General features: G+C 63.0%; 23 protein-coding genes. 12 read left to right on the forward strand and 11 right to left on the reverse strand.

Annotation, left to right across the window (positions count from 1 at the left end):
• Positions 1–8 precede the first annotated feature (8 nt).
• A complete protein-coding gene (gene prmB / locus GR138_RS12430; protein ID WP_160859562.1) occupies positions 9–926 on the reverse strand; it encodes a 50S ribosomal protein L3 N(5)-glutamine methyltransferase in 918 nt (305 codons plus the stop codon).
• 114 nt (positions 927–1040) lie between these two features.
• Here prmB and GR138_RS12435 point away from each other — a divergent pair, with 114 nt between their 5' ends.
• Positions 1041–1853 carry a pseudouridine synthase gene (locus GR138_RS12435; RefSeq protein ID WP_160859563.1) on the forward strand — a complete coding sequence of 271 codons (813 nt, stop codon included), beginning with the start codon at positions 1041–1043 and terminating at the stop codon, positions 1851–1853.
• On the opposite strand, the gene GR138_RS12440 is transcribed toward GR138_RS12435, so the two are convergent.
• The gene (locus GR138_RS12440) at positions 1850–3094 is read right to left on the reverse strand and encodes a GGDEF domain-containing protein (RefSeq protein ID WP_160859811.1); all 1245 of its coding nucleotides are present in this window, start codon (positions 3092–3094) and stop codon (positions 1850–1852) included. The genes GR138_RS12435 and GR138_RS12440 overlap by 4 nt on opposite strands.
• A gap of 248 nt (positions 3095–3342) precedes the next feature.
• Here GR138_RS12440 and GR138_RS12445 point away from each other — a divergent pair, with 248 nt between their 5' ends.
• Positions 3343–3924: a methyltransferase family protein gene (locus GR138_RS12445; RefSeq protein ID WP_160859564.1), complete on the forward strand. Its 582-nt coding sequence runs from the start codon at positions 3343–3345 to the stop codon at positions 3922–3924.
• Between the two features lie 5 nt (positions 3925–3929).
• On the opposite strand, the gene GR138_RS12450 is transcribed toward GR138_RS12445, so the two are convergent.
• From GR138_RS12450 to GR138_RS12465, 4 genes are read right to left on the reverse strand one after another with little or no spacing between them, the layout of a single operon-like run.
• Positions 3930–4457 carry a DUF1697 domain-containing protein gene (locus GR138_RS12450; protein WP_160859565.1) on the reverse strand — a complete coding sequence of 176 codons (528 nt, stop codon included), beginning with the start codon at positions 4455–4457 and terminating at the stop codon, positions 3930–3932.
• Positions 4454–4873: a DUF2267 domain-containing protein gene (locus tag GR138_RS12455; protein ID WP_160859566.1), complete on the reverse strand. Its 420-nt coding sequence runs from the start codon at positions 4871–4873 to the stop codon at positions 4454–4456. The genes GR138_RS12450 and GR138_RS12455 overlap by 4 nt, the downstream gene beginning before the upstream one ends.
• Before the next feature lie 4 nt (positions 4874–4877).
• Complete coding sequence (gene yidD, locus GR138_RS12460; RefSeq protein WP_160859567.1) at positions 4878–5243, reverse strand: membrane protein insertion efficiency factor YidD; 366 nt, start codon at positions 5241–5243, stop codon at positions 4878–4880.
• Positions 5244–5249: 6 nt separating this feature from the next.
• Entirely contained in the window at positions 5250–5696 is a 447-nt protein-coding gene (locus GR138_RS12465; protein ID WP_202402625.1) for an iron-sulfur cluster assembly scaffold protein, read from the reverse strand.
• 393 nt (positions 5697–6089) lie between these two features.
• On the opposite strand from GR138_RS12465, the gene folE reads away from it, so the two are divergent.
• From folE to GR138_RS12480, 3 genes are all read left to right on the forward strand, one after another.
• Positions 6090–6701, forward strand: a complete 612-nt coding sequence (gene folE / locus GR138_RS12470; protein ID WP_160859568.1) for a GTP cyclohydrolase I FolE — start codon at positions 6090–6092, stop codon at positions 6699–6701.
• Between the two features lie 86 nt (positions 6702–6787).
• Positions 6788–7240, forward strand: a complete 453-nt coding sequence (gene hisI / locus GR138_RS12475; protein WP_160859569.1) for a phosphoribosyl-AMP cyclohydrolase — start codon at positions 6788–6790, stop codon at positions 7238–7240.
• A 364-nt stretch (positions 7241–7604) separates the two neighbouring features.
• Positions 7605–8567, forward strand: coding sequence for a patatin-like phospholipase family protein (locus GR138_RS12480; protein WP_160859570.1), 963 nt, complete (start codon positions 7605–7607; stop codon positions 8565–8567).
• A gap of 81 nt (positions 8568–8648) precedes the next feature.
• Here GR138_RS12480 and GR138_RS12485 read toward each other — a convergent pair whose 3' ends face one another.
• The gene (locus GR138_RS12485; RefSeq protein ID WP_160859571.1) at positions 8649–9077 is read right to left on the reverse strand and encodes a CBS domain-containing protein; all 429 of its coding nucleotides are present in this window, start codon (positions 9075–9077) and stop codon (positions 8649–8651) included.
• Between the two features lie 185 nt (positions 9078–9262).
• Entirely contained in the window at positions 9263–10003 is a 741-nt protein-coding gene (locus GR138_RS12490; protein ID WP_160859572.1) for a rhomboid family intramembrane serine protease, read from the reverse strand.
• 293 nt (positions 10004–10296) lie between these two features.
• Between GR138_RS12490 and GR138_RS12495 the strand changes: the two genes are divergently transcribed.
• The 7 genes from GR138_RS12495 to GR138_RS12525 all read left to right on the forward strand — a co-directional run bounded on the left by GR138_RS12495 (position 10297) and on the right by GR138_RS12525 (position 16882).
• The gene (locus GR138_RS12495) at positions 10297–10932 is read left to right on the forward strand and encodes a PAS domain-containing protein (protein WP_160859573.1); all 636 of its coding nucleotides are present in this window, start codon (positions 10297–10299) and stop codon (positions 10930–10932) included.
• Between the two features lie 148 nt (positions 10933–11080).
• Positions 11081–11692 (forward strand): PilZ domain-containing protein, encoded by a 612-nt coding sequence (locus GR138_RS12500; RefSeq protein ID WP_160859574.1) that lies wholly within the window; start codon positions 11081–11083, stop codon positions 11690–11692.
• A 481-nt stretch (positions 11693–12173) separates the two neighbouring features.
• On the forward strand, positions 12174–12773 hold the full coding sequence (locus GR138_RS12505; RefSeq protein WP_160859575.1) for a transglutaminase-like cysteine peptidase: 600 nt from the start codon (positions 12174–12176) through the stop codon (positions 12771–12773).
• A 241-nt stretch (positions 12774–13014) separates the two neighbouring features.
• Entirely contained in the window at positions 13015–13776 is a 762-nt protein-coding gene (locus tag GR138_RS12510; RefSeq protein ID WP_160859576.1) for a hypothetical protein, read from the forward strand.
• Between the two features lie 120 nt (positions 13777–13896).
• Positions 13897–15384 (forward strand): D-alanyl-D-alanine carboxypeptidase, encoded by a 1488-nt coding sequence (locus GR138_RS12515; protein WP_160859577.1) that lies wholly within the window; start codon positions 13897–13899, stop codon positions 15382–15384.
• A gap of 165 nt (positions 15385–15549) precedes the next feature.
• Positions 15550–15822, forward strand: coding sequence for a hypothetical protein (locus GR138_RS12520; RefSeq protein ID WP_160859813.1), 273 nt, complete (start codon positions 15550–15552; stop codon positions 15820–15822).
• A 61-nt stretch (positions 15823–15883) separates the two neighbouring features.
• Positions 15884–16882, forward strand: a complete 999-nt coding sequence (locus GR138_RS12525) for a helix-turn-helix domain-containing protein (protein WP_160859578.1) — start codon at positions 15884–15886, stop codon at positions 16880–16882.
• Here the strand turns inward: GR138_RS12525 and GR138_RS12530 are convergent.
• The 3 genes from GR138_RS12530 to GR138_RS12540 form a co-directional block, all read right to left on the reverse strand.
• A complete protein-coding gene (locus tag GR138_RS12530; RefSeq protein ID WP_160859579.1) occupies positions 16869–17903 on the reverse strand; it encodes an alpha/beta hydrolase family protein in 1035 nt (344 codons plus the stop codon). The two genes, GR138_RS12525 and GR138_RS12530, sit on opposite strands and share 14 nt — an antisense overlap.
• A 92-nt stretch (positions 17904–17995) precedes the next feature.
• Positions 17996–18433, reverse strand: coding sequence for a DUF1489 family protein (locus GR138_RS12535; protein ID WP_160859580.1), 438 nt, complete (start codon positions 18431–18433; stop codon positions 17996–17998).
• 76 nt (positions 18434–18509) lie between these two features.
• Entirely contained in the window at positions 18510–19910 is a 1401-nt protein-coding gene (locus tag GR138_RS12540) for an L-serine ammonia-lyase (protein ID WP_160859581.1), read from the reverse strand.
• Positions 19911–20474: the final 564 nt, after the last annotated feature.

Here is a 20474-nt window from a genome sequence, read left to right on the forward strand (position 1 = left end):
CTGGCGGATCAGGAAACGCCGAGCGCTTCGGCCGAAATCCAGAACACCGCGTCCTGCGATTCGGCGGTTTCCAGCCAGACGAAATCGAGATGCGGGAATTCCTCTTCGAGGATTTCGCGGCCCGAGCCGATCTCGCAGATCATGCCGCCGTCCGGATTGAGGAAGGCGGGCGCGTCGTTCAGGATGCGGCGCACCAGATCGAGCCCGTCGACGCCGCCGTCATGGGCCATTTCCGGCTCGGCGCGGAATTCCGGCGGATACCCCTCCAGCGCCTCGTGGTCGACATAGGGCGGGTTGGTGATGATGAGGTCGTAGGTGCGGCCTTCGAGCGGCGCGAAGAGATTGCCTTCCAGCAGCGTCACCTGCCCCGCGACGTCGTGTTCGGCGACGTTGAGCGCCGCGACTTCCAGCGCATCGGCGGACAGGTCCACCGCATCGACCCGGGCATGCGGGAAGAATTTCGCCGCCAGCACCGCCAGGCAGCCCGAGCCGGTGCAGATATCGACGGCACTTTCCACCGCCATCGGATCGGGCAGGAAGGAGGAGCCGTTTTCGCCGAGATATTCGGCAAACAGGATTTCGCCGATATGCGAGCGCGGCACGATCACCCGCTCGTCGACATGGAAGCGCACGCCCTGGATATAGGAGCGGCCGGTGATGTAGGCGGACGGCTTGCGCGTCGTCACCCGCGTCTCGATGCGCTCGGCCAGCAGCTTGCGTTCGGCCGGCAGCAGGCGGGCGTCGAGAAAGGGATCGAGCGCGTCGATCGGCAGGTCGAGCGTGTCGAGCAGCAGGAAGGCCGCGTCGTCGCTCGCCGTCGTCGTGCCGTGGCCGTAGCTCAGCTCCGCCGCATTGAAGCGGGAGATCGCATAGCGCCAATAGTCGCGCAGCGTCACGAGTTCGGTTGTGATGTCGTCCTGTGTCAACGGCGGCCTCGCTTCGGCTATAATCCTCTGGACGGAACCGGCTTTAGAATGGCAAGGGCTGGCGGGTCAACCGATAGAAGGGTGACAGGACGACGATGGCAGGGTTTTAGGCTTATGGCGAAGGACATCCGCAAACCGCAGAGGCAAAAGCCCGGCGCCCGGCCGCGGGCCGGCCGTCCGTCTGTCGTTGATGATGGCGGCAAGCGCGTCACCCTGCCGCGTGCCCTGTCGAAGCTCGGCTTCTGTTCGCGCACCCAGGCCGAGGCGCTGATCGCCGCCGGCCGTGTTACGCTGTCCGGCCGCCTCGTCACCGATCCCGCCACCTGGGTGGACCTGTCCGATGCCGTGATCGCGGTGGACGGCAAGCCCGTCGTCGCCGAGGCGCCTGTCTACCTGATGCTCAACAAGCCGCGCGGCCTCGTCACCACGCGGCACGACCCGGAAGGCCGGCCGACGGTCTATGCCTGCCTCAAGGATCACGATCAGGCCCACCTGTCGCCCGTCGGCCGCCTCGACAAGGCAAGCGAAGGTCTGCTGCTGTTCACCAACGACACGGCCTTCGCCAACGCGCTGCTCGATCCGCAGACGCATGTCGCCAAGACCTATCACGTGCAGATGAACGGCTTTGCCGACGATGCCATGCTGGCGGCGCTCACCGCCGGCGTGCACCACGACGGCGAGTTTTTGCGCGCGCGCAAGGTCTTGCGGCTGCGCGAGGGGGGCAAGAACGCCTGGCTGGAAATCACCCTCGACGAAGGCCGCAACCGCCAGATCCGCCGCATGCTGGAAGCGCTCGGGCTCGAATGCCTGCGGCTCGTGCGCGTCTCGATTGGAAACCTTGCGCTCGGCGATCTGGAAAAGGGCGCCGTGCGGGCGCTCACCGATGGCGAGGTGGACGGCTTGCGCGCGCTCGCAGGAAAACGCTAGCGAAAGGCCACTTCAAGGTTTTGCCGGTCGCGCGACAGCACCGCGCAGGTCGTTTCGAACGCGTCAGCCTTGATGGACAGGGTGAAGTCGGGCGGGATGCCGGCAGAATTGCTGACCGTGATGCCGGCACCGTCCACGCCGAGGCTTTTGACGGTACAATCGATCGTCGAGCGGCGATCGTTGAAAATGATGACGCCCGCCTTTAGCACGCGCCGCCGGGCGCCCGTGCCCGGGGCGGCATTCAGGGCGGTCCAGGACATGCACCGGTTTCGCCCCGTCTCCTTCGCCCGGTACATGGCGGCGTCGGCCTGGGCGAGCAGGGTCTCGATGTCCCGGCCGACGATGGAAAGCGCGCTGCCGCCAAAACTGGCGGTGACGTTGAGCGTGCCGAAATCTCCGGTGACGGGCAAAGCGGCGATCTCCGCCCGCAGCTTTTCCGCCGTCTTCAGCGCGTCCTCGGCGCCGGTGTGAGACAGCACGATCGCGAACTCCTCGCCGCCGAGCCGGCCAAACAGGTCGCTGGTCCGCAGGTTCGCCCGGCAGGTCGCGGCAACGGCCTTCAACACCTCGTCGCCCGCCGCATGGCCATAGGTGTCGTTCACGCGCTTGAAGTGGTCGACATCCAGCACCACGCAGGCGAGATCCTGCTTGTGCCTCAGGGCGGAGGCGATGAGCTGTTCGGCTTCACGCTTGAAGGCGCGCCGCGTCAGGGCGTCGGTCAGACTGTCGGTCGCGGCCGTCTGCATCAGCTCCATCCGGTCCATTGCGGCCCCGGCCAGTTCCTGCAGAATGCCCAGATCCTTGCGGCCAAAGGAACGCGGCGTACGATCGATGGCGCAGACCGTGCCGATCGAATGGCCGGCCTTCGTCTTGAGCGGCACGCCGGCATAGAAGCGGATATGCGTGTCGCCCGTCACGGCGGGGTGCGCGAGGAAGCGCGGATCCTTCGTCGCGTCCTGAATGACCATCGGCTGCTCGTCATCCAGCACGTAGCGGCAGAAGCTGTCCGCGCGCGGCACCTCGTCATTGGAGAGGCCGGAGCACGCCTTGTACCATTGGCGGTGCGCATCGATGACGGAGACAAGGCCGATATCGACCGTGAAGACAGTCTGGATCAGGCGGACGATCCGGTCGAACCCTTCATCGCGCGGGCTGTCGAGCAGGTCGAGGTTTTCAAGTGCGGCAAGGCGTTCCCGCTCGCGCTGGACAAGCTCCGTCGACGACTTGCCGAATGTCTTCATCACGTCTCGTTTCCTCCGCGGAGGGGTCGACGGGACGCGCAACAACACGGCGGGCACCCGTCATGGACAATTCCGGTCGGTCTTTTTGACCATGCCAGTGCCCGACAGGCAACCATCGCCGGCAAATGCCGGGTTCGTTTTCCCCGTTCAAAAAATGCATGAGATCATGGAGCAGACAGAAATGACGGCTTGATCCTCTAGCGGCTAGAGGACGTAGCGTCAGGGAAAATCGAGCCGGAGATCCGAACATGCCGTCCCTGCCCCTTGTTTCCGCCGCCATCATGGGCGGCTATCTTGCCGCCTTTCTCTACCTGACGGCGCGCTCAGCGCAGGCCGCAGACAGGCCGGTCTGGCTGTTCAGTATGGGCGGCAAACAGGGGCTGCCAGCCCTGCTCTTTCGCCTGTGTTTTGCCGGCGCGCTTCTCTACCCGGCGCTTCTGGCGATCGGTGTCGAGCCGGTGCATGAGGTGTTCGACGTGCCGACGTCCGTGCGGGGTGCTGGATTGCTGCTCGCGCTCGTCGGCGGCCTTTTTGGCATCTACGCCCAGCACTATATGGGCGCCTCCTGGCGCATTGGCTCGGTCGAGGGGCATTCCGGCGCGATCGTCGATACCGGACCGTTTCGACGGTCGCGTAACCCGGTCTTCGTCGGCCAGGTGGCAATGTTTGCCGGCTTCCTGCTGGCCCGACCGGATCCCGTTCAGCTTGCGTTTACGGCGGCGCTCATGCTGGCCGTCTGGCTTCAGGTAAGGATCGAGGAGACCGTGCTCGCGCGTGATATGGGCGCGGCCTATCAGGCCTACCGCCAGATGGTGCCGCGATGGCTCTGAACGCGTCAGCCAAGCATTTTCGCAAGCCCATTGACGGTATTGGCGTTGCGCAGGGTGCCGACGCCAAGCTTCTTCGTCGTCAGGTGCGACAGCAATCGCGTTTCACTCGGCTTGCGCCGGAAGTCGATCCACAGGTCGCCATCGACGAGGGCAAGCCCGAGTTCCGGCCCGGCAATCTGCTCGAGCCTTGGCAGAACCGTGGCGGCAAGCGGCGTACGCATCACCCGCACCCCGACATTGGCGCCATCGTCGCCGGGGAACGGATTGCCAGCTGCCAGGCGATTCCAGGCCGCCGCACTGCGCAGGATGATATCGACCTGTTTGCCGAACCGGGCACGAAAAGCCTCCTCCAGGCGCTGTTCGATGCCGGCTATGGTTTCCCCCTCAGCCTCGAAGATCAGATTGCCGGTCGCGACGAGCGTGCGAGGGTTGCGGTAACCCAATGCCTCGGCCATCGCCCGCAGATCGGTCATTACCAGCCGCCGCCCGGGGCCGAGCACGATGCTGTGCAGCAGCGCCACATGAAGCGTCATGGCCGCCAGTACTCCCGTGCCGCCGGCTCAAGCTGCTCCAGCATGCGCGCAAAGGCCGCCGGTTCGACATGGCGATGCAGCGCGCTCGCAACGTCGGCTATCGCCGATTGCGGCGATACATTGTGGTCGCCCCGGAAGGCCAGAACCTCATGTGTCAGCGCCGCCCTGTCGTCGAACGGTATACGCTGTCTGGTGGTATCCCAGCCGGAAACGAACAGCGCGCGCACGACCGGCGGCAGGACATCGGCAAAGGCAATTGCCTGCGCAACGGAAAGCCGGCGGCGGAAAACCACCAGCACGGCCTCCACCATCGTGTATGCCTGGTTGGTGGTCTGCAGCATGGCGGTATCGCGGGCGTCGAGCAGAAAGGCGTCGAAACCCCGGGAGGCCTGGCGGTACTCCATCGGAACGGTCATCGGTTCAACCCTTCGCCGCCGAAACGCGCCAGAGCCGCCAGGGGGCCCACCAGCGAAAACGCGCCTCCAAGTCTTCCGGCACGGGATCGAAACCGTGGGTGCCGCCCGGACCACAGCGGGCCACGCGAAAAAGCGCCATGAAACCACCCTGCCAGAGCCCATGCCGGGCGACCGCCTCGTAGCCGTATTCCGAACAGGTCGGCAGATGACGGCAGGCATTGCCGATGAAACCCGAGAGCGTGAGCTGGTAGAGGCGGATGGCGCCCATGCCGAGCAGCCGGCCCGGCGTCTTGCGGAACGGCCCGTGCCAATTGCGGCCTTTATACGCCAGGCGCCCGGTGGCGTGCCGGCAGTCCGGGGCATTGCACATCGCCCCTCACCCCGTCTTTTCCAGCCGCTTCGCCTCGATCTGGCCGATCGCGTCGACGACGGCGTCGAAAGTCAGCATCGTGGACGCGTGGCGGGCCTTGTAATCCTTGACCGGCTTGAGGAAACGCATGTCCTCGAAGCGGCCGGCCGGTCCCTCGCCGTCGGCCTTCAGCATGGCGAGCATATCCTCGCGCGCCTGGCGGATTTCCGCGGTCGTCGCGCCGATGACGTGGCGCGCCATGACCGAGGAGGACGCCTGCCCGAGCGCGCAAGCCTTCACCTCATGGGCAAAATCGCTCACCCGGTCGCCGTCGAGCTTGAGGTAGACCTTCACGCGCGAACCGCAGAGTTTGGAGTGAGCGCCGGCTTCGGCATCCGCATCGGCAAGCGTGCCGATCTTCGGGATATTGCCGGCAAATTCCAGAATACGGCTGTTATAGATATCGTCCATCATGGCCCTGTTTTCCGCGTTTTTTGCGGAATCTTCAATGATCCGAGGAGATTATTCCGGCGGCGACGGGAAAAAAGCATGCCGTGTCGCCTTCAACCTCTTTCGCAGTCATCCATCGATACTATATGATAACTCGTATTGGGGTGAGCGTTTTGCAAGACGTGCGCAATTCCAGGAAAAGCGTGAAGCGGTTTTCCATTTGGAATTGCGACAAGCAGAAAGCAAGGCATTCACCTGTTGTTTGGGAAACCGTGCCGGACGGTCGAGCGCACTGATAAGCCGAGACCCGAAAGCCCCGGAGCCCGCCGACGGAACCCAAGCCTGCAGGGTTAGGCGAATGGCCAGTGGCGAGTCCGATAAACACGTCAGGTAACCTGCAGAAAGGTTTATGGGTCCATGGACGCCATCGTCACCAATTTTCCGCGTCTCGACGACCAGTCGGACCGCCCCTCGCAGAAAGAGGCCGAAGACGCCGTTCGCGTCCTGCTTCGCTGGGCGGGTGATGATCCGCAGCGCGAAGGTCTGCTCGATACGCCCGCCCGCGTCGCCAAATCCTATCGCGAACTTTTTTCCGGTTACGACCTCGCGGCCGAGGATGTGCTTGGCCGCACCTTCGAAGAGGTTGCCGGCTATGACGACATGGTGCTGGTGAAGGACATCCCGTTCTTCTCGCATTGCGAACACCATATGGTGCCGATCATCGGCAAGGCGCATGTCGCCTACCTCCCGAACGGCCGGGTGCTGGGTCTTTCGAAGATCGCCCGCGTGGTGGAAATCTTCGGTCGCCGCCTGCAGACGCAGGAAACGATGACGGCGCAGATCGCGAAATCGATCGACGAAACGCTGAACCCGCGCGGTGTGGCCGTGATGATCGAAGCCGAGCATATGTGCATGGCCATGCGCGGCATTCAGAAACAGGGCTCGACGACGCTCACCACCACCTTTACCGGTGCGTTCAAGACGGAGCCGACCGAACAGGTCCGTTTCATGACCATGATCCGGAGATAGGCGAAAGCCGGCTCCGGACACCGAAAATCAGGCAAAAGTGGGCAGCGGTTTTGCGTTCGCAATTGCGTAAGACAAAGACAACGCCCATGACAATCACGTTCAAAGCCCCCTCCAAGGACAAGGCCGAGCTGGAAACCGGCCCGGCCTTCACACCGCGTTTCGATGAAAACGGCCTGGTGACAGCCGTGGTGACGGACGCCAGGGATGGCGAACTGCTGATGGTCGCCCACATGAATGCCGCGTCGCTGGCGCTGACCATCGAGACAGGCATCGCGCATTACTGGAGCCGCTCGCGCAACGCGCTGTGGAAGAAGGGCGAGACCTCGGGCAATCTCCAGACCGTCGTGGAGCTCAGGACGGATTGCGACCAGGATGCCGTCTGGCTCAAGGTCTCGGTCGCCGGCCATGACGCGACCTGCCACACCGGCCGCCGCTCCTGCTTCTACCGCACGGTCTCCAACGGGCAGGATGGCGCGGTGCTGACGATCACCGGCGGCGGACCGCAGTTCGACCCGGACGCGATCTACGGTAAAAATTAAGCATCTGCGCGAATTCCGTTCAGTTCCGGCACGGATTCACCAATTGGCAACCGGTCTGATCGCCTAATGTCACGCATGGCGGCCCCTAACCCCGCCATGTGGATCAGGACATGGAACCCAATCGCTGTAGTGCGTCACGACCGGTTTCCACCGCCACCCCGAAGGGGGCGACGATCCCGAGGGCAAGCGCCCTCCTCCAGCTTCGAATGCACACACGCGGCAGGCGGAAGACAAGGATTTTTCCGGCAAAAGTTCCCCGGGTCACAGTCTGCCTCTATCCTGTCATCTATTGTGTAGCAGATGGGCCCGAGGTTCAGGAACCGATTGCCTCGGCGCGAATTCCTCTTTGGAATGGAGGCCTGGCATGCTGAACTGGAGTTTCAATCGTAGTCTCGTAACGGCGGATGCATCAGATCCGGGCGGCCCTTCCATGAACGACATGTCTCACATTCCTCCGGCGGCTCAGCCGCGCAAATCCAAGATCGCACTGGCGCTTGGCGGCGGCGCCGCCCGAGGCTGGGCGCATATCGGCGTGCTGCGCGCGCTGGACGAGGAAGGCATAGATGTCGGCATGATCGCCGGCACCTCGATCGGCGCCCTGGTCGGCGGCTGCTACCTTGCCGGCAAGCTCGACGAACTGGAAACTTTTGCCCGCTCGCTCACCATGCGGCGCATCGCGAGCCTTCTCGATTTCACCATTCGCGGCTCCGGCCTGTTCGGCGGCATGCGGTTGACCAAGCGCATGCAGGAGCACCTGGAGAACCTTTCGATCGAGGAACTCGACCGTCCCTTCGTCGCCGTCGCGACCGAAGTCAACAGCGGCCACGAGGTCTGGATCAACAGCGGCTCGCTGATCACCGCCATCCGTGCCTCCTACGCCCTGCCCGGCATTTTCGAGCCGATCAAGTGTAACAACCGGACCCTGGTGGATGGTGCGCTGGTCAACCCGGTGCCGGTTTCCGTCTGCCGGGCACACGAGGAGCCGTTGGTCGTCGCCGTCAATCTCAACTACGACCTCTACGGCCGCTCGGCCGTCATCAAACACAGCGCCAGCCAGCAGAAGATCGATGACAACCGGCAGGAAGACAGTGCAGCGCGCATGGGGCTGACGAGCGTGATGGTGCAGTCCTTCAACATCATCCAAGACCGCATTTCCCGCGCGCGCCTTGCCGGCGACCCGCCGGATCTTTCGCTGCATCCGAAACTGTCGGATATCGGTCTTTCGGAGTTCCACCGCGCGGGCGAAGCGATCGATCGCGGATACCTGGAAGCCAAGGCGCGGATTTTCGAGATCAAGCGCATGCAGGAAGTCGTCCTGATGCGCTGATGCGTCATCGGAAACAAGCAGACAAACGCACGGCGGGCGGAGCGATGACAATCGTTCCGCCCGAAACCATTCTGAGAGCAATCAGCTGGCGATATAGGCCTTGATGGCGTCGGCTTCGTGCTTGATGGCGCGGATGTGGGATTTGACCACGTCGCCGATCGAGATGATGCCGATGAGCCGGCCTTCCTTCTCCACCGGAATATGGCGGGCGCGCAGCTTGCTCATCATTTCCATGAGGTCGTCGACGGTTTGGTCTTCGCCGCAACGATAGACGTTGCCCCACATGATGGAGGAAATGGGCTTGTCCAGGCACTCGGCCCCGTTGCGGGCGACGGCGGCAACGATGTCGCGTTCGGTCACGATGCCCGCGATGCGGTCATTGCGGTCGACAATGACAATTGCGCCGATGTGATTTTCATGCAGATAGACGGCAGCCTGCTTGACTGTGAGCTGCGGGCCGCCGGTTACGACGTTGCGGCCTTTTTCGTCCAGTATCGTCTTTACATACATGCGTACCTCCCGAGTGCATCATGAAGCAGAAGGCGGGACACCCGCGCAGGGATGCCCTGCCAGTACCGGCGACATCCGCTTCCTCCCGCAGGATGTCGCATCCGTTCCGATGTGCATGTGCGAACCGGAACAATTCTATGGTGCGCCACGAAGGAGGCGATTGCAAGACCGCTAATGGACTATCGTTAATCCCGGCGGGTTTCCGCAGCACCGACGTCGAACAGCGGGAAACAGAGGAAACCGAAAAGGAAGCCGCCGATATGCGCTTCCCAGGCAATCGCGCCGCCCTCGGCCGAACCGAAGACCTGGCCGAACCCGATGAGGAAATTGGTCAGGAACCAGATGCCGGAAAATACCAGGACGGAGCGGTTGGAGAGCGCTTCGCCAATCGTCAGGCGCCGGTTGAGATGGGCGAACTGCCGGCTGATGCGACCGCTCGGCGAAAAGACGAAGCGGGCGGCCGCTCCCATCAAGCCGGAGACCACGCCGGACGCGCCGACCACGAGAATCATTGCACCCCAGTGCAGCGTCGTGTGAAAGGCAACGGCGGCGGCCGCCGACAGGCACCAAAACAGGAAGAACCGCAGGAGGCCGATGCGGCGCACGACGGGCGCACCGAAGGCGACCATCCAGAAGGCGTTGAAGATCAGGTGCTCCCAGCTGCCATGCAGCAGCGAATAGGTCACCGGGCTCCACAGCCACCCCATATCCTGTTCGGCAAACGGAATGGCATAGCGGCCGGGAATGAAGGCGAAGTGCAGCAGGACGAACTCGTCCGTCGACGGCGACAGCAGATAGGTCCGCACCACATGGATGGCGATCAGGATTGCCAGAACCGCGACGAGACTGCCCGGCAGGTTGAAGGCCGGCTCCCGCCTGCGGATATCCGCGCCGCCACCCTGCACCTCAACGCCATCGTTACGCATGAACAGTCCACCAAATACACAAAATACGAATCGCGCTTATACAGAGAAAAGAAAGGCCGTGCAGCTTTCGCTGAACGGCCAGTGCCCCCAATCCCCGGGACAAAATCGATGTGCAATAAACCATTCCCTCGTGGAGGGATGATTGGATGTTCCTTCAACCCGGCCGGGGACGCAATCGAAACCAATCATTAACCTTAACGACGGACTGGCACGAAACTCGCTCCTTCCTACTGAAGACCACCGCACACGGCGACTTTCGTGTCGGAACGGAACAGAATCGATTGGAACTGAGCATGCAGACGAAGGCCGTCACCGCACTTTACGACTATTGGACACGCCAGCGCGGCGATCGCACCATTCCGCTGCGCGGCACGATCGAGCCTGCCGACATCGCATCGATCCTGCCCGACGTCTTCATCCTGGAGCACAGCCGCCTCGCCGATCCGCACTTCCGGCTTGCCGGCACGCGCATCTGTGCGCAGTTTGCGCGCGAGCTGAAGGGCGCGGCCTTCGACCAGCTCTTCGCACCTGATCAGCGCAACCGGGTGGCGCGGATCGCCGAGAACGTCATGGCGCACGCAGCGCCGGCCGTCATGCAGGTCGCACTCGTCGACGGCACGCTGGAAACCACGGAGGCGGAAATCGTGCTGCTGCCGGTCGCCACGAAAGGCCGGACCGCGGACCGCATCATCGGCGCCCTCGCTCCCCTAGCCGGCCAGCCGCCGCCGCTTGCGGCCTTCCGCTACGCGACGCTCGGTGCACTTTCGGTGATCGACACGAGCCGCATGCCGGGTTTCTCCGGCAGCCGGCCGGCGGTTCCGATGCCCACCTCGATCATGGCCATCCGCCCGGCCGGACTGGGCCAGACGATGAGCCGCGTGCTGCACCTGCGGATCTTTGAAGGCGGACGGCAGGTCGACGACGCATAAACACGCATGACGACAACCAAATGGCCAAAAACACTAAATGGTTGTTAATACATATATTTACAGTTGCTTTTAGCAGCGCGGCAAACCTTCTGTTAACCCCGAAAGCTTAAGAGTTGGAAACAGATAGGATCATCAGGCCCGCGCGCACATGTATTCATTCCAGCAGGCATCACCGGCCGCCCGGAAACCGCAGCCCGAGCAACGCAGCTTCCAGCGCGTCTCGGTGAACCTCGGCGGGCGCCTGATGCTGCCCAATCACGACGAATATGACTGCTCCGTCCTCGACATGTCGCCGGGCGACGCCAACTTCGTCTGCGTCGCGCGTCCGCGTGTCGGCGAGCGCATCATCGCCTATGTCGATCATCTCGGCCGCATCGAGGGCACGGTCGCCGTCCTCAACGACAACGGTTTTGCGATCTTCCTCAACGCCACGGACCGCAAGCGCGAGAAACTCGCCGCGCAGCTGACCTGGATTGCCAACAAACACGAACTCGGCCTGCCGGAAGATCGCCGGCACGACCGCCTCAGCCCGCGCCAGGCACCGACCGACCTGACGCTCGACGACGGACGGCGTTATCCCTGCCGCATCATCGACCTTTCCCTTTCCGGTGCGGCGATCGATATCGATGTCCGCCCGGCACTCGGGACATCGGTCCAGCTCGGCAACATGAAAGGCCGCGTCGTGCGCCACTTCCAGGAGGGCGTCGCCATCGAATTTTCCTCTGTGCAATCCCGGGAAGCACTGACCGCGTTCCTGTAGCATTTCAGGACTTCAGCCAGTCGATCCATCGTATCGGGGCCCTTCGGGGCCCTTTGTTGTTTCAAGACGAGACAGCCGGCTGATGGACAAACAATCTCAGAAAAAATTTTCAGCCTCGGAATCCTGCACGGGCTCTTCAGAGCATACAGGCTGACGCATTTCCTGCCTGCAAGACACCATTGGCGGCCTCCACTTCGCCCCATCCAGCCCGGCCTAAAGGCCAGGATCTTCGTGCTTTATCGGCTCACGTGGTGTATTTTCATTTAGATTCAAATGGTTAAAAAGAAAGCCCCGCCGTCGCCTACCAGATAATTCATTCAAATTTTATTCAAATTCCACTCAAATACAGTTCAAATCAAGATCAAATTTTATGCTTGTTTTATTCTTATGCCTCCTTGATTTGAACTAAGTTATACTTCGGCTTTTCGCGCAAGCTCAAAACATAGCTGTCATTGTCACCTCATCAAACGGGGACGACACAATGACAAAAACAATCAAGACAGGGACGTTCGCATTCCTCTTTTCTCTGGTTGCGGCGCAGGCCGCCGTCGCACTTCCGGCCAACATTCCGCTGGCAGGCGCCACCAACCAGCCCATCGGACATTATGAATTCTGCAAGCAGTATTCCGACGAGTGCGGCCCGACCGGCAAAGACGCCGGCCCACTCAAGCTGACGCAGGAAAACTGGAAGACGATCCTCAACGTCAACTACGCCGCCAACACGGAATTCGTGCCGATGACCGACATGGAGATCTACGGCGTCGAGGAGCAGTGGACCTATCCGGATGGCGCCGCGGATTGTGAAGACTACGTGCTGATCAAGCGCAAGCGCCTGATGGAGGCTGGCATTTCGCCCTCCAACCTGCTGATCACCGTCGTGCTCCAACCCAATGGCGAAGGTCACGCCGTGCTGACGGTCCGCACCGATCGCGGTGACTTCGTGCTCGACAACATGCGCAACAAGGTCCTGCTGTGGTCCGAAACCGAATACCGCTACCTGAAGCGCCAGTCCTCGGTGAATGCCGGCAAGTGGGTGAAGCTGCAGGACGGTCGTGCCGACGCCGTCGGTAGCGTCAAGTAATCTCCGGCGCCCTCGAAGCGCCGCATGACGAGATTGCCCGGCGACACCGCCGGGCAAAAAAGGGCCCGGTCAGTCCCCCAATCCCCGTCCCGACCATGGCCCTGCGGCCGGTTCCGCTGTCCCCGGAACCGGCCGCCCCCCTTTTGGGACACCCGCACCCCCGATCTCAATCAAAAATTAACCCTGTTCGCAGACGCTCCGGCAAAGACGGTTCCGACCAGAGCCACCGGAGAGATGCGAGATGACACCGGCCGCAACCGGCACAGACGACCACGCCCCCCTGCTCTCGACCCGCCTCCTCACACGCCTGACCATCGGTGTCGCGATGCTGGCTGGCCTTACGGTGGCGATCAGCCTCGGCGGCCGCATGCTGGGCGAGCGCATCGCGCTTGCCGGCCACACGGAAAGCGACGAGGCCATCGACGTCGTTATCGGCCAGGACCAGATCCGGTTGCCGGCCAATACGATCCGCTTCGAGGAGCAGCGCCAGACCGGCCGCGCCGAACGGCTCGATCTTTACCTGACGTGGCCGGAAATGAATGGCTATTCCAATGCGCAGCGTGGTCGGTTCAACGACGCCAGCCGCCCGGAAAGCCTGATTTTCCTCAACCTTTCGCAAAGCACGATGTCGAGGGACATGTCCGGCCGGCTCGAGCCGATCTACAGCCACCTGTTCGAGAAGCGGGCGGAGCCCGGTCCGGTGGGCCTCACCATGCAACATCTCAAAGAGACGTCGGGTTACGGCGACGAGATTTTTTTCACCGGCACGCTGTCCGACGGCGCGCCCTATGTCGTGCGCTGCATGATGCCAGCCGATGAGGCGCAATCGACCAGCGCGGATTGCCAGCGCGATATCCACATCGGCCGCGATCTTTCCGTGCTTTACCGCTTTTCGAGCAGACTTTTGCCGCAGTGGCAGGCCATGGAGACGCGCGTTCGCGACTATCTCGGCCGATCCCTGATCCAGAACGGCCGTCCGACCTCCACCCGCCAGAGCCGATAAAACAAGACCGATCTCAGAAACCTATGATTCATCATAAACCGATTGGTAACGCTATCTCGCTACTGTGCCAGGAACGGTCGTTTCGGGAGGCCACGCCCGGAACCCATCTGCAATCCGAGAATGAAGAGTAACGTAGTGTCCCGTTCCGTATTCCTCGATTTCCTCCCTCGCTCCTGCCAGGCAATTGCCACCGCGGCGAAAAGTCTGGTGATGATCGGAATGGTCGCCACCGTTGTCGTGGCCACGCCCGCTCAGGCCGCTCCGAAATATGCCGGCATCGTCATCGATGCGAAGACCGGCAAGGTGCTGTACAGCGAGGATGCGGACCAGTTGCGCTATCCCGCGTCTCTCACGAAGATGATGACGCTGTATCTGACCTTCGAGGCGCTCGAGGCCGGCAAGATCCGTCTCAATACCCGCGTGCCCTTCTCCAAGAATGCAGCCAGTGAGCCCCCGACCAAGCTCGGCGTGGGCACCGGCAATTCCATCACCGTCGAACAGGCGATGCTTGGCCTGATCACACGCTCGGCGAACGATGCCTCGACGGCGCTGGCCGAATTCCTTGGCGGCTCGGAAGAGCGTTTCGCCCGCATCATGACGCAGAAAGCCCGTGCCCTTGGCATGACGCGCACCGTCTACCGCAATGCCAATGGCCTGCCCAACACCGCGCAGGTGACGACGGCGCGCGATCAGGCCCGTCTCGGCCTCGCCCTGCGTCAGCACTTCCCGCAATATTATTCGTATTTCTCGGTGCGCAGCTTCCGCTTCGGCAAGCAGACCATCAACGGCCACAACCGCCTGCTCGGCAGCGTGCGCGGCGTCGATGGCATCAAGACCGGTTATACCCGCGCTTCCGGCTACAATCTCGTAACATCCGCGGTTGCCGATGGCCGCAGCGTCGTCGGAGTCGTCCTGGGTGGCCGTTCGGGTGCTGCCCGCGACCAGCAGATGCGCAAGCTTATTGCCGCCTATATGCCGAAGGCCTCGCGCCGCGGCGGTGGCGACCTGATCGCCGAAACCAAGGATGCACCGACGCTGACGGCGGAAGCCAACGACACGCGGACCCTGACGGCCGACGTTGCCAGCAAGGCGACCGTTGCCTCGGTCTCCGGCACGCTCGACCTGCCGGAAAACGGCCCGGTACCGACCTATCGCTACAATGAAGCCCGCATCGAGACGGCCTATGCCGCGACGGCGGAAGACAGCTCCAGCGTCGTCGGCAAGCGCGCGCTCGCCGCAACGCTGAAAATCCAGCGCGATGCCGCCGTTCCGCCGGCCGAGCTGACCGAGCAAGGCGACACGAATGGCGATGTCGACGAGCTGACCACCTCCTCCACCACGGTCGCCTCCACCGCAACGCCCTCGGGCTGGGTCATCCAGATCGGCGCCACGCCGGACCAGGGCCAGGCGTCCGACCTCCTCGCCAAGGCGAAGAACCAGGGTGGCAAGGCGCTCTCCAGCGCGCAGCCCTTCACCGTCGCCGTCAACAGCGGCAGCGGCCAGCTCTATCGCGCCCGCTTCGGCGGCTTCGACAACCAGAATGGCGCAGCGGCTGCCTGCAAGGCACTGAAGCGCAAGGGTTTCGCCTGCTGGGCCAGCCAACAGTAACGGCATTGGAACGCGCCATGTGCTGGCGCGCTCCCTGAACTACCGCCTTGCGCCGCAACGGTCCCGGACAGGTATTGCGTACCGGGTGACTGCGCAGCAAGGCAGGCGGATCGCCGTGAAAACGGCCCTGCCATCCTCGATTGGGTAATGCGTACGAGGCAGATCATGGCGATGAACGAGAACCTGTTCGACTTCCCTCCGGCAGCGCGCGACGAAAAGCGCAAGTCGCTGAAGGGCACGCTCCATCCGCTGCACGAGGCGGCGATGCGGATTGCGGATATCGGGCTTGGCCGTTCACGCAACAGGACGAAGGATCTCGTCGGCATGCTGCTCGCTCATGGCGCCCGCGCCTGGCGTTCGGGTCAGCCGGCCGCCGGGATCCACCTGCATGTCGGCGTCAGCGAACGCCGTTTCCCCGTGCGGATGCGGCTGCGCTGAGCCTCACGGGCTGGTCCTGCCGGCCCTTGCAAAATCCAGCGGCATCTGCTGAGCATGGCCAATGCCGGCAATACCCCTTCCCTTCGTCATCGCGCTGCTTCTCGCCGTCCTTCTGCTGAGACTGGTCCTGCTGCGCGAACCGACGCTGCGACCAGCCATCGGGTTTGTTGCCGCCTGCATCGCCGTCGCCGCCATCGTCGGTGCACGCTGGACCTTCGATTGGCCGTTCGTGCGGTTTCTCCAGCCGGTCCTCGCCTCCGGCCTGCCGCCGATTGCCTGGCTGTGTTTTACCGCGGGGCAGGACACAAAGCGCTGGCTCCATGCCCTGCCGCCCGCATTGGTCTTGCTCCTGTCGGCACTCTGGCCGCTCTGGCAATCGCCCGTCGATCTCGTGCTCGCTTTTCTCTATCTCGGTTATGGCGCCGCACTGCTGCGCCTGGCGCTCGCCGGTCCGGACAGCTTCGTGACGACACGGCTCAGCGACGTGGCGGGTGTACGCAAGGCGACGCTCGCGGCGGGCACGCTGCTCATCACCTCCGCTTTCTTCGACCTGCTCATCGCGGTGGATTTCGGCTTTTACCAAGGCACGCATGCCGCCCGGATCGTGACGGCCGGCAATCTCCTTGTCCTGCCGGTCCTTGCCTATGTCGTCGCCGTGATCGGCAGAAGCATACCGCCGGAGGATGCCGGCGGCGGTCCGAAACCGGCCGTATCGAGTGAAGAGGATCTGCGGATCCTCGATGCGGTCGATCGCCTGATGCGGGAGAAACACTTGTTTCGCGATCCGGACCTGACCTTGAACCGGATCGCCCGGCGCGCGGGCATTCCGGCCCGCCAGATATCCGGCGCCGTCAACCGGCTGCAAGGACGCAACGTCTCGCAACTCGTCAACGGCTACCGGATCGAGGCGGCCAAGCGTCTGTTGTCCGAGACCGAGATGCCGGTCACCACGGTGATGTTCGAAGCCGGGTTCCAAACCAAGTCGAACTTCAATCGCGAATTCCTGCGGACGGCCGGTTGCAGTCCCAGTGATTTCCGCCGCTCCGCTACGGCAGGGTAGCGCCGAGGAAGGTGGCGATGCGATCGGCGACCTCGCGGTGGATCGCCGCCCGGCCGCGCGTGCCACCATCCTTGCAGGCGACGCCGTCGCCGGGCGATCGCTCCTCGATCAGCTTGACCGCGCCGGGCTTGCAAAGCTGCAGGAAGCTGAAATGCATGGCATCCGCGACGACCACATATTCACGTATCGCCATCGGCAGTTTCGCAGCGAGATAGCCCGATTCCAGATCGGCCGGCAGACCGCCGACATCGATGCCGGCGCCGAAGATCAGCATTGGAACGGTCACTGCGGCGAGGCTCTCCGGTGAGAAGCTGCGCGCCAGGCCAAGATCGAGCGACACGACGGCGCCGATGCGCGGGTCGCGCAGATCGCCCTCAAGGGTTTTTCTTGCTTCGCCCGTGCTGTCCAGCCCCAATTCATGGGAAAGCGCGCAGGCCCGCGGGCTGGTCTTCGCCTCGCAATCCGCCGCGAACTGCGCCGCATCAACCCGTGCGCCGGCAAGCGCCGCTACCGTCCAGCCGCCGAGCGAATGGCCGATGGCGGCGATCCGCTTCCCGTCGATGCGCGGTCCCAGTTCCTTGTCGGCAAGCAGGGCATCGATGAGACGGCTGAGGTCGCGGGGACGCTCCCAAAGTTTTGCCGCCTCCGTCCTGCTTCTGTCGAAGGTCGTCGTGCCGGGATGGTCGGTTGCCGCGACGACATAGCCCTTCGTGACCAGCTCTCCCGCAAGCCAGCTCAGATTGCGCCAGCTTCCACTATAGCCGTGGGAGAGCACGACGAGGGGATGGGCCGTCGCGTCCGGCAATGCATTGCGGATCGCCGAGATGCCGAGGAAGGCCGGGTTCTCGCCGACGATCTCGACCTTGCCGTTGGTTTCGGCCGGATACCAGACGACAGTCTTTAGCGCACGCCCATTCTCGGATTGGGGAACCGTGAAATCCCGGACACCGACGGCATCGGCATGGGCAAGGGTCGTGAAGCCGGCAAAAAGCAGGGCAGCGGAATAGAGCACTTTGATCATGGAGACCTCGTTGGTTGAACGAGGTCGGAATGCGCCGGGTGGCGGCAGAAAGAGACCTGAAACGCGATTGAGGACGCCGCGACGGCTATTTTCTAGAGAAGGCCGAGTTCGGCGAGCTCGCGGCGAAGCTCCAGCGGCAGATCGGCGGTGCCGTCGCCCATATTCTTGAGGTCGCGTGGCGCGTCCTCGTCCGGCAGGTAGCGCCAGCCCTGGAAGGCGCGGCGCGGTTGGAATTCGGTCTCGATGACTTCCGGCCCCAGCACCAGCTCGCAGCGCGAAATGCCGTCGACATCCGTAAAGCTCTTCAGATTGAGCAAGCGCTGGCGGGCCTGGACCTGGCCCTTGATCACCCAGTACAGCGAGCCGCCGTCGAGCAGTTCCTGATCGCGTTTCGGGATCATGCGGGTGATATGGCTAGAATGCGGCTCCATGCCCGCGGCGATCGCGATCAGCGAGCGTTCGGACACCCATTCACGCAGGTCATCGATGGAATCCGCGCCGACACAGAGTTTGATGAGATGTAGGGCCATGGCCTTTTGAACGCCCTTGCGGCGGCCGGGTCAAGGGGCCGCCGCGTCGCACTCCACAAGGAATGCCGCGAAAGTCTCAGCACTCCACCACGTTGACAGCGAGGCCGCCGGTGGAGGTCTCCTTGTATTTCTCGTTCATGTCGACGCCGGTCTGGCGCATCGTCTCGATACAGGCGTCGAGCGGCACGAAATGGACGCCGTCCCCCTTGAGGGAGAGCGAGGCGGCGGTTACCGCCTTCACCGCGCCGAGCGCATTGCGCTCGATGCACGGCACCTGCACGAGGCCGGCGATCGGATCGCAGGTCATGCCGAGATGGTGCTCGAGTGCGATTTCCGCGGCATTCTCCACCTGTTCCGGCGTGCCACCCATGACGGCGGCAAGGCCTGCGGCAGCCATGGCGGAGGCGGAGCCCACCTCCCCCTGACAGCCGACTTCGGCGCCCGATATCGAGGCGTTGTGCTTGATGATGCCGCCGACGGCCGCCGCCGTCAGCAGATAGTCGCGAATGCCGTCCTGATCGGCATCCTCATGAAAATGCAGGTAGTAGCGGATGGTCGCAGGCACCACGCCCGCCGCACCGTTGGTCGGCGAGGTGACGACGCGGCCGCCGGCGGCATTCTCCTCGTTGACGGCCATGGCGTAGACGGAGAGCCAGTCGTTGGCGAGCAGCGGGTTGGCCTTGTTGGAACGCCACTCCTCCTGCAGCTTGTCATGGATGGAGCGGGCACGACGGCGCACCTTCAGGCCGCCCGGCATGATGCCCTCGTTCTTGAGGCCACGGTCGATACAGCTCTTCATCGCGCCCCAGATCCGGTCGAGACCGGCATCCAGCTCTTCGCGCGACATGGTCGCTTCTTCGTTCGCGCGCTTCATCTGGGCGATGGTGAGGCCGGAGCGCTGCGCCATTTCCAGCATCTGCTTGGCCGATGCAAAGGGGAACGGCACCTTCTTGTCGCCAGCGCGCGCCTTGCTGGCGCGCATCTGCTCGAGTTCGGTGTCGGTGACGACGAAACCGCCGCCGACGGAGTAGTAGATGCGCTTCAAAAGCAGACGGTCGTCACGGTCGTAGGCAGAGAAGGTCATGCCATTGGCATGGCCGGGCAACGGGTTCTTCTTGTCGAAGATCAGATCGGTCTTCGGCTGGAAGGCGTAACCGGGATGGCCGGGCGGCGTGATCCGGCCGGTGCGCTCCACTTCGCCGACAATCGCATCCATCTGGTCGGGATCAACCGAATCGGGCCGCTCGCCCATCAGGCCGAGAATCACGGCGCGGTCGGAGCCGTGGCCGACGCCGGTATAGGCCAGCGAACCGTGCAGGCTCATGCGGATGGTGGCGACCTGCGCGCCGGAAGGGCGCGGCCAGTCGGAGGACAGGATCAGGTCGAGAAACCGGTTGGCCGCCGACATCGGCCCCATCGTATGGGAGCTCGACGGGCCGATACCAATCTTGAAAACATCGAATACGGAAAGAAACATAACCCGGACTTCTCCCTTGCCTTGGCAGGCGCCTTGATCCCTGAAGCTACGTTATCATGCAGTGCGGATAAGGCGATCTCCCGACATCGGGTTTTACCTGCGCGACATGGTCGCCAAAAACAAAAACAGCGCGTCTCGCGAGAGACACGCTGTCTATGTAGGGGCTATCGCCTGGTGTTTTCAGATGCCGCCGAAGAGATAAGCGATGACCAGAATGACGCCGAAACCGAGAACTGCGCGGGCCGTTACGCCCCAGCAGGACTTTTGTGCAGTGCTTTCCATGATTACCCCGATGGAAGATGTCGTTGCAGCAGCCGTGTTCAGCGCTGCATGGGCTCTGTTTAATGAAGATTTCATGAAACCGCAATCGCGAAAAATGGCGAAACCAAGGCGCCACAATCATAGGAGATACGCGCCCAGCGCATGACCTGTCGCAAAATCAGACATTTGCGCGCAGCGACAGCGGAAACGGAGCGCCCCTTTTCCGCCAAAGGCCTGAATGCGGCGCGGCCGTTTTTTTGGGGCCGCTTGCAAATTGCCGAATCCATGGCACAACGCTCAGCC

Origin of the sequence: Shinella kummerowiae, assembly GCF_009827055.1 — a bacterium.
GTDB classification, from domain to species: Bacteria; Pseudomonadota; Alphaproteobacteria; order Rhizobiales; family Rhizobiaceae; genus Shinella; species Shinella kummerowiae.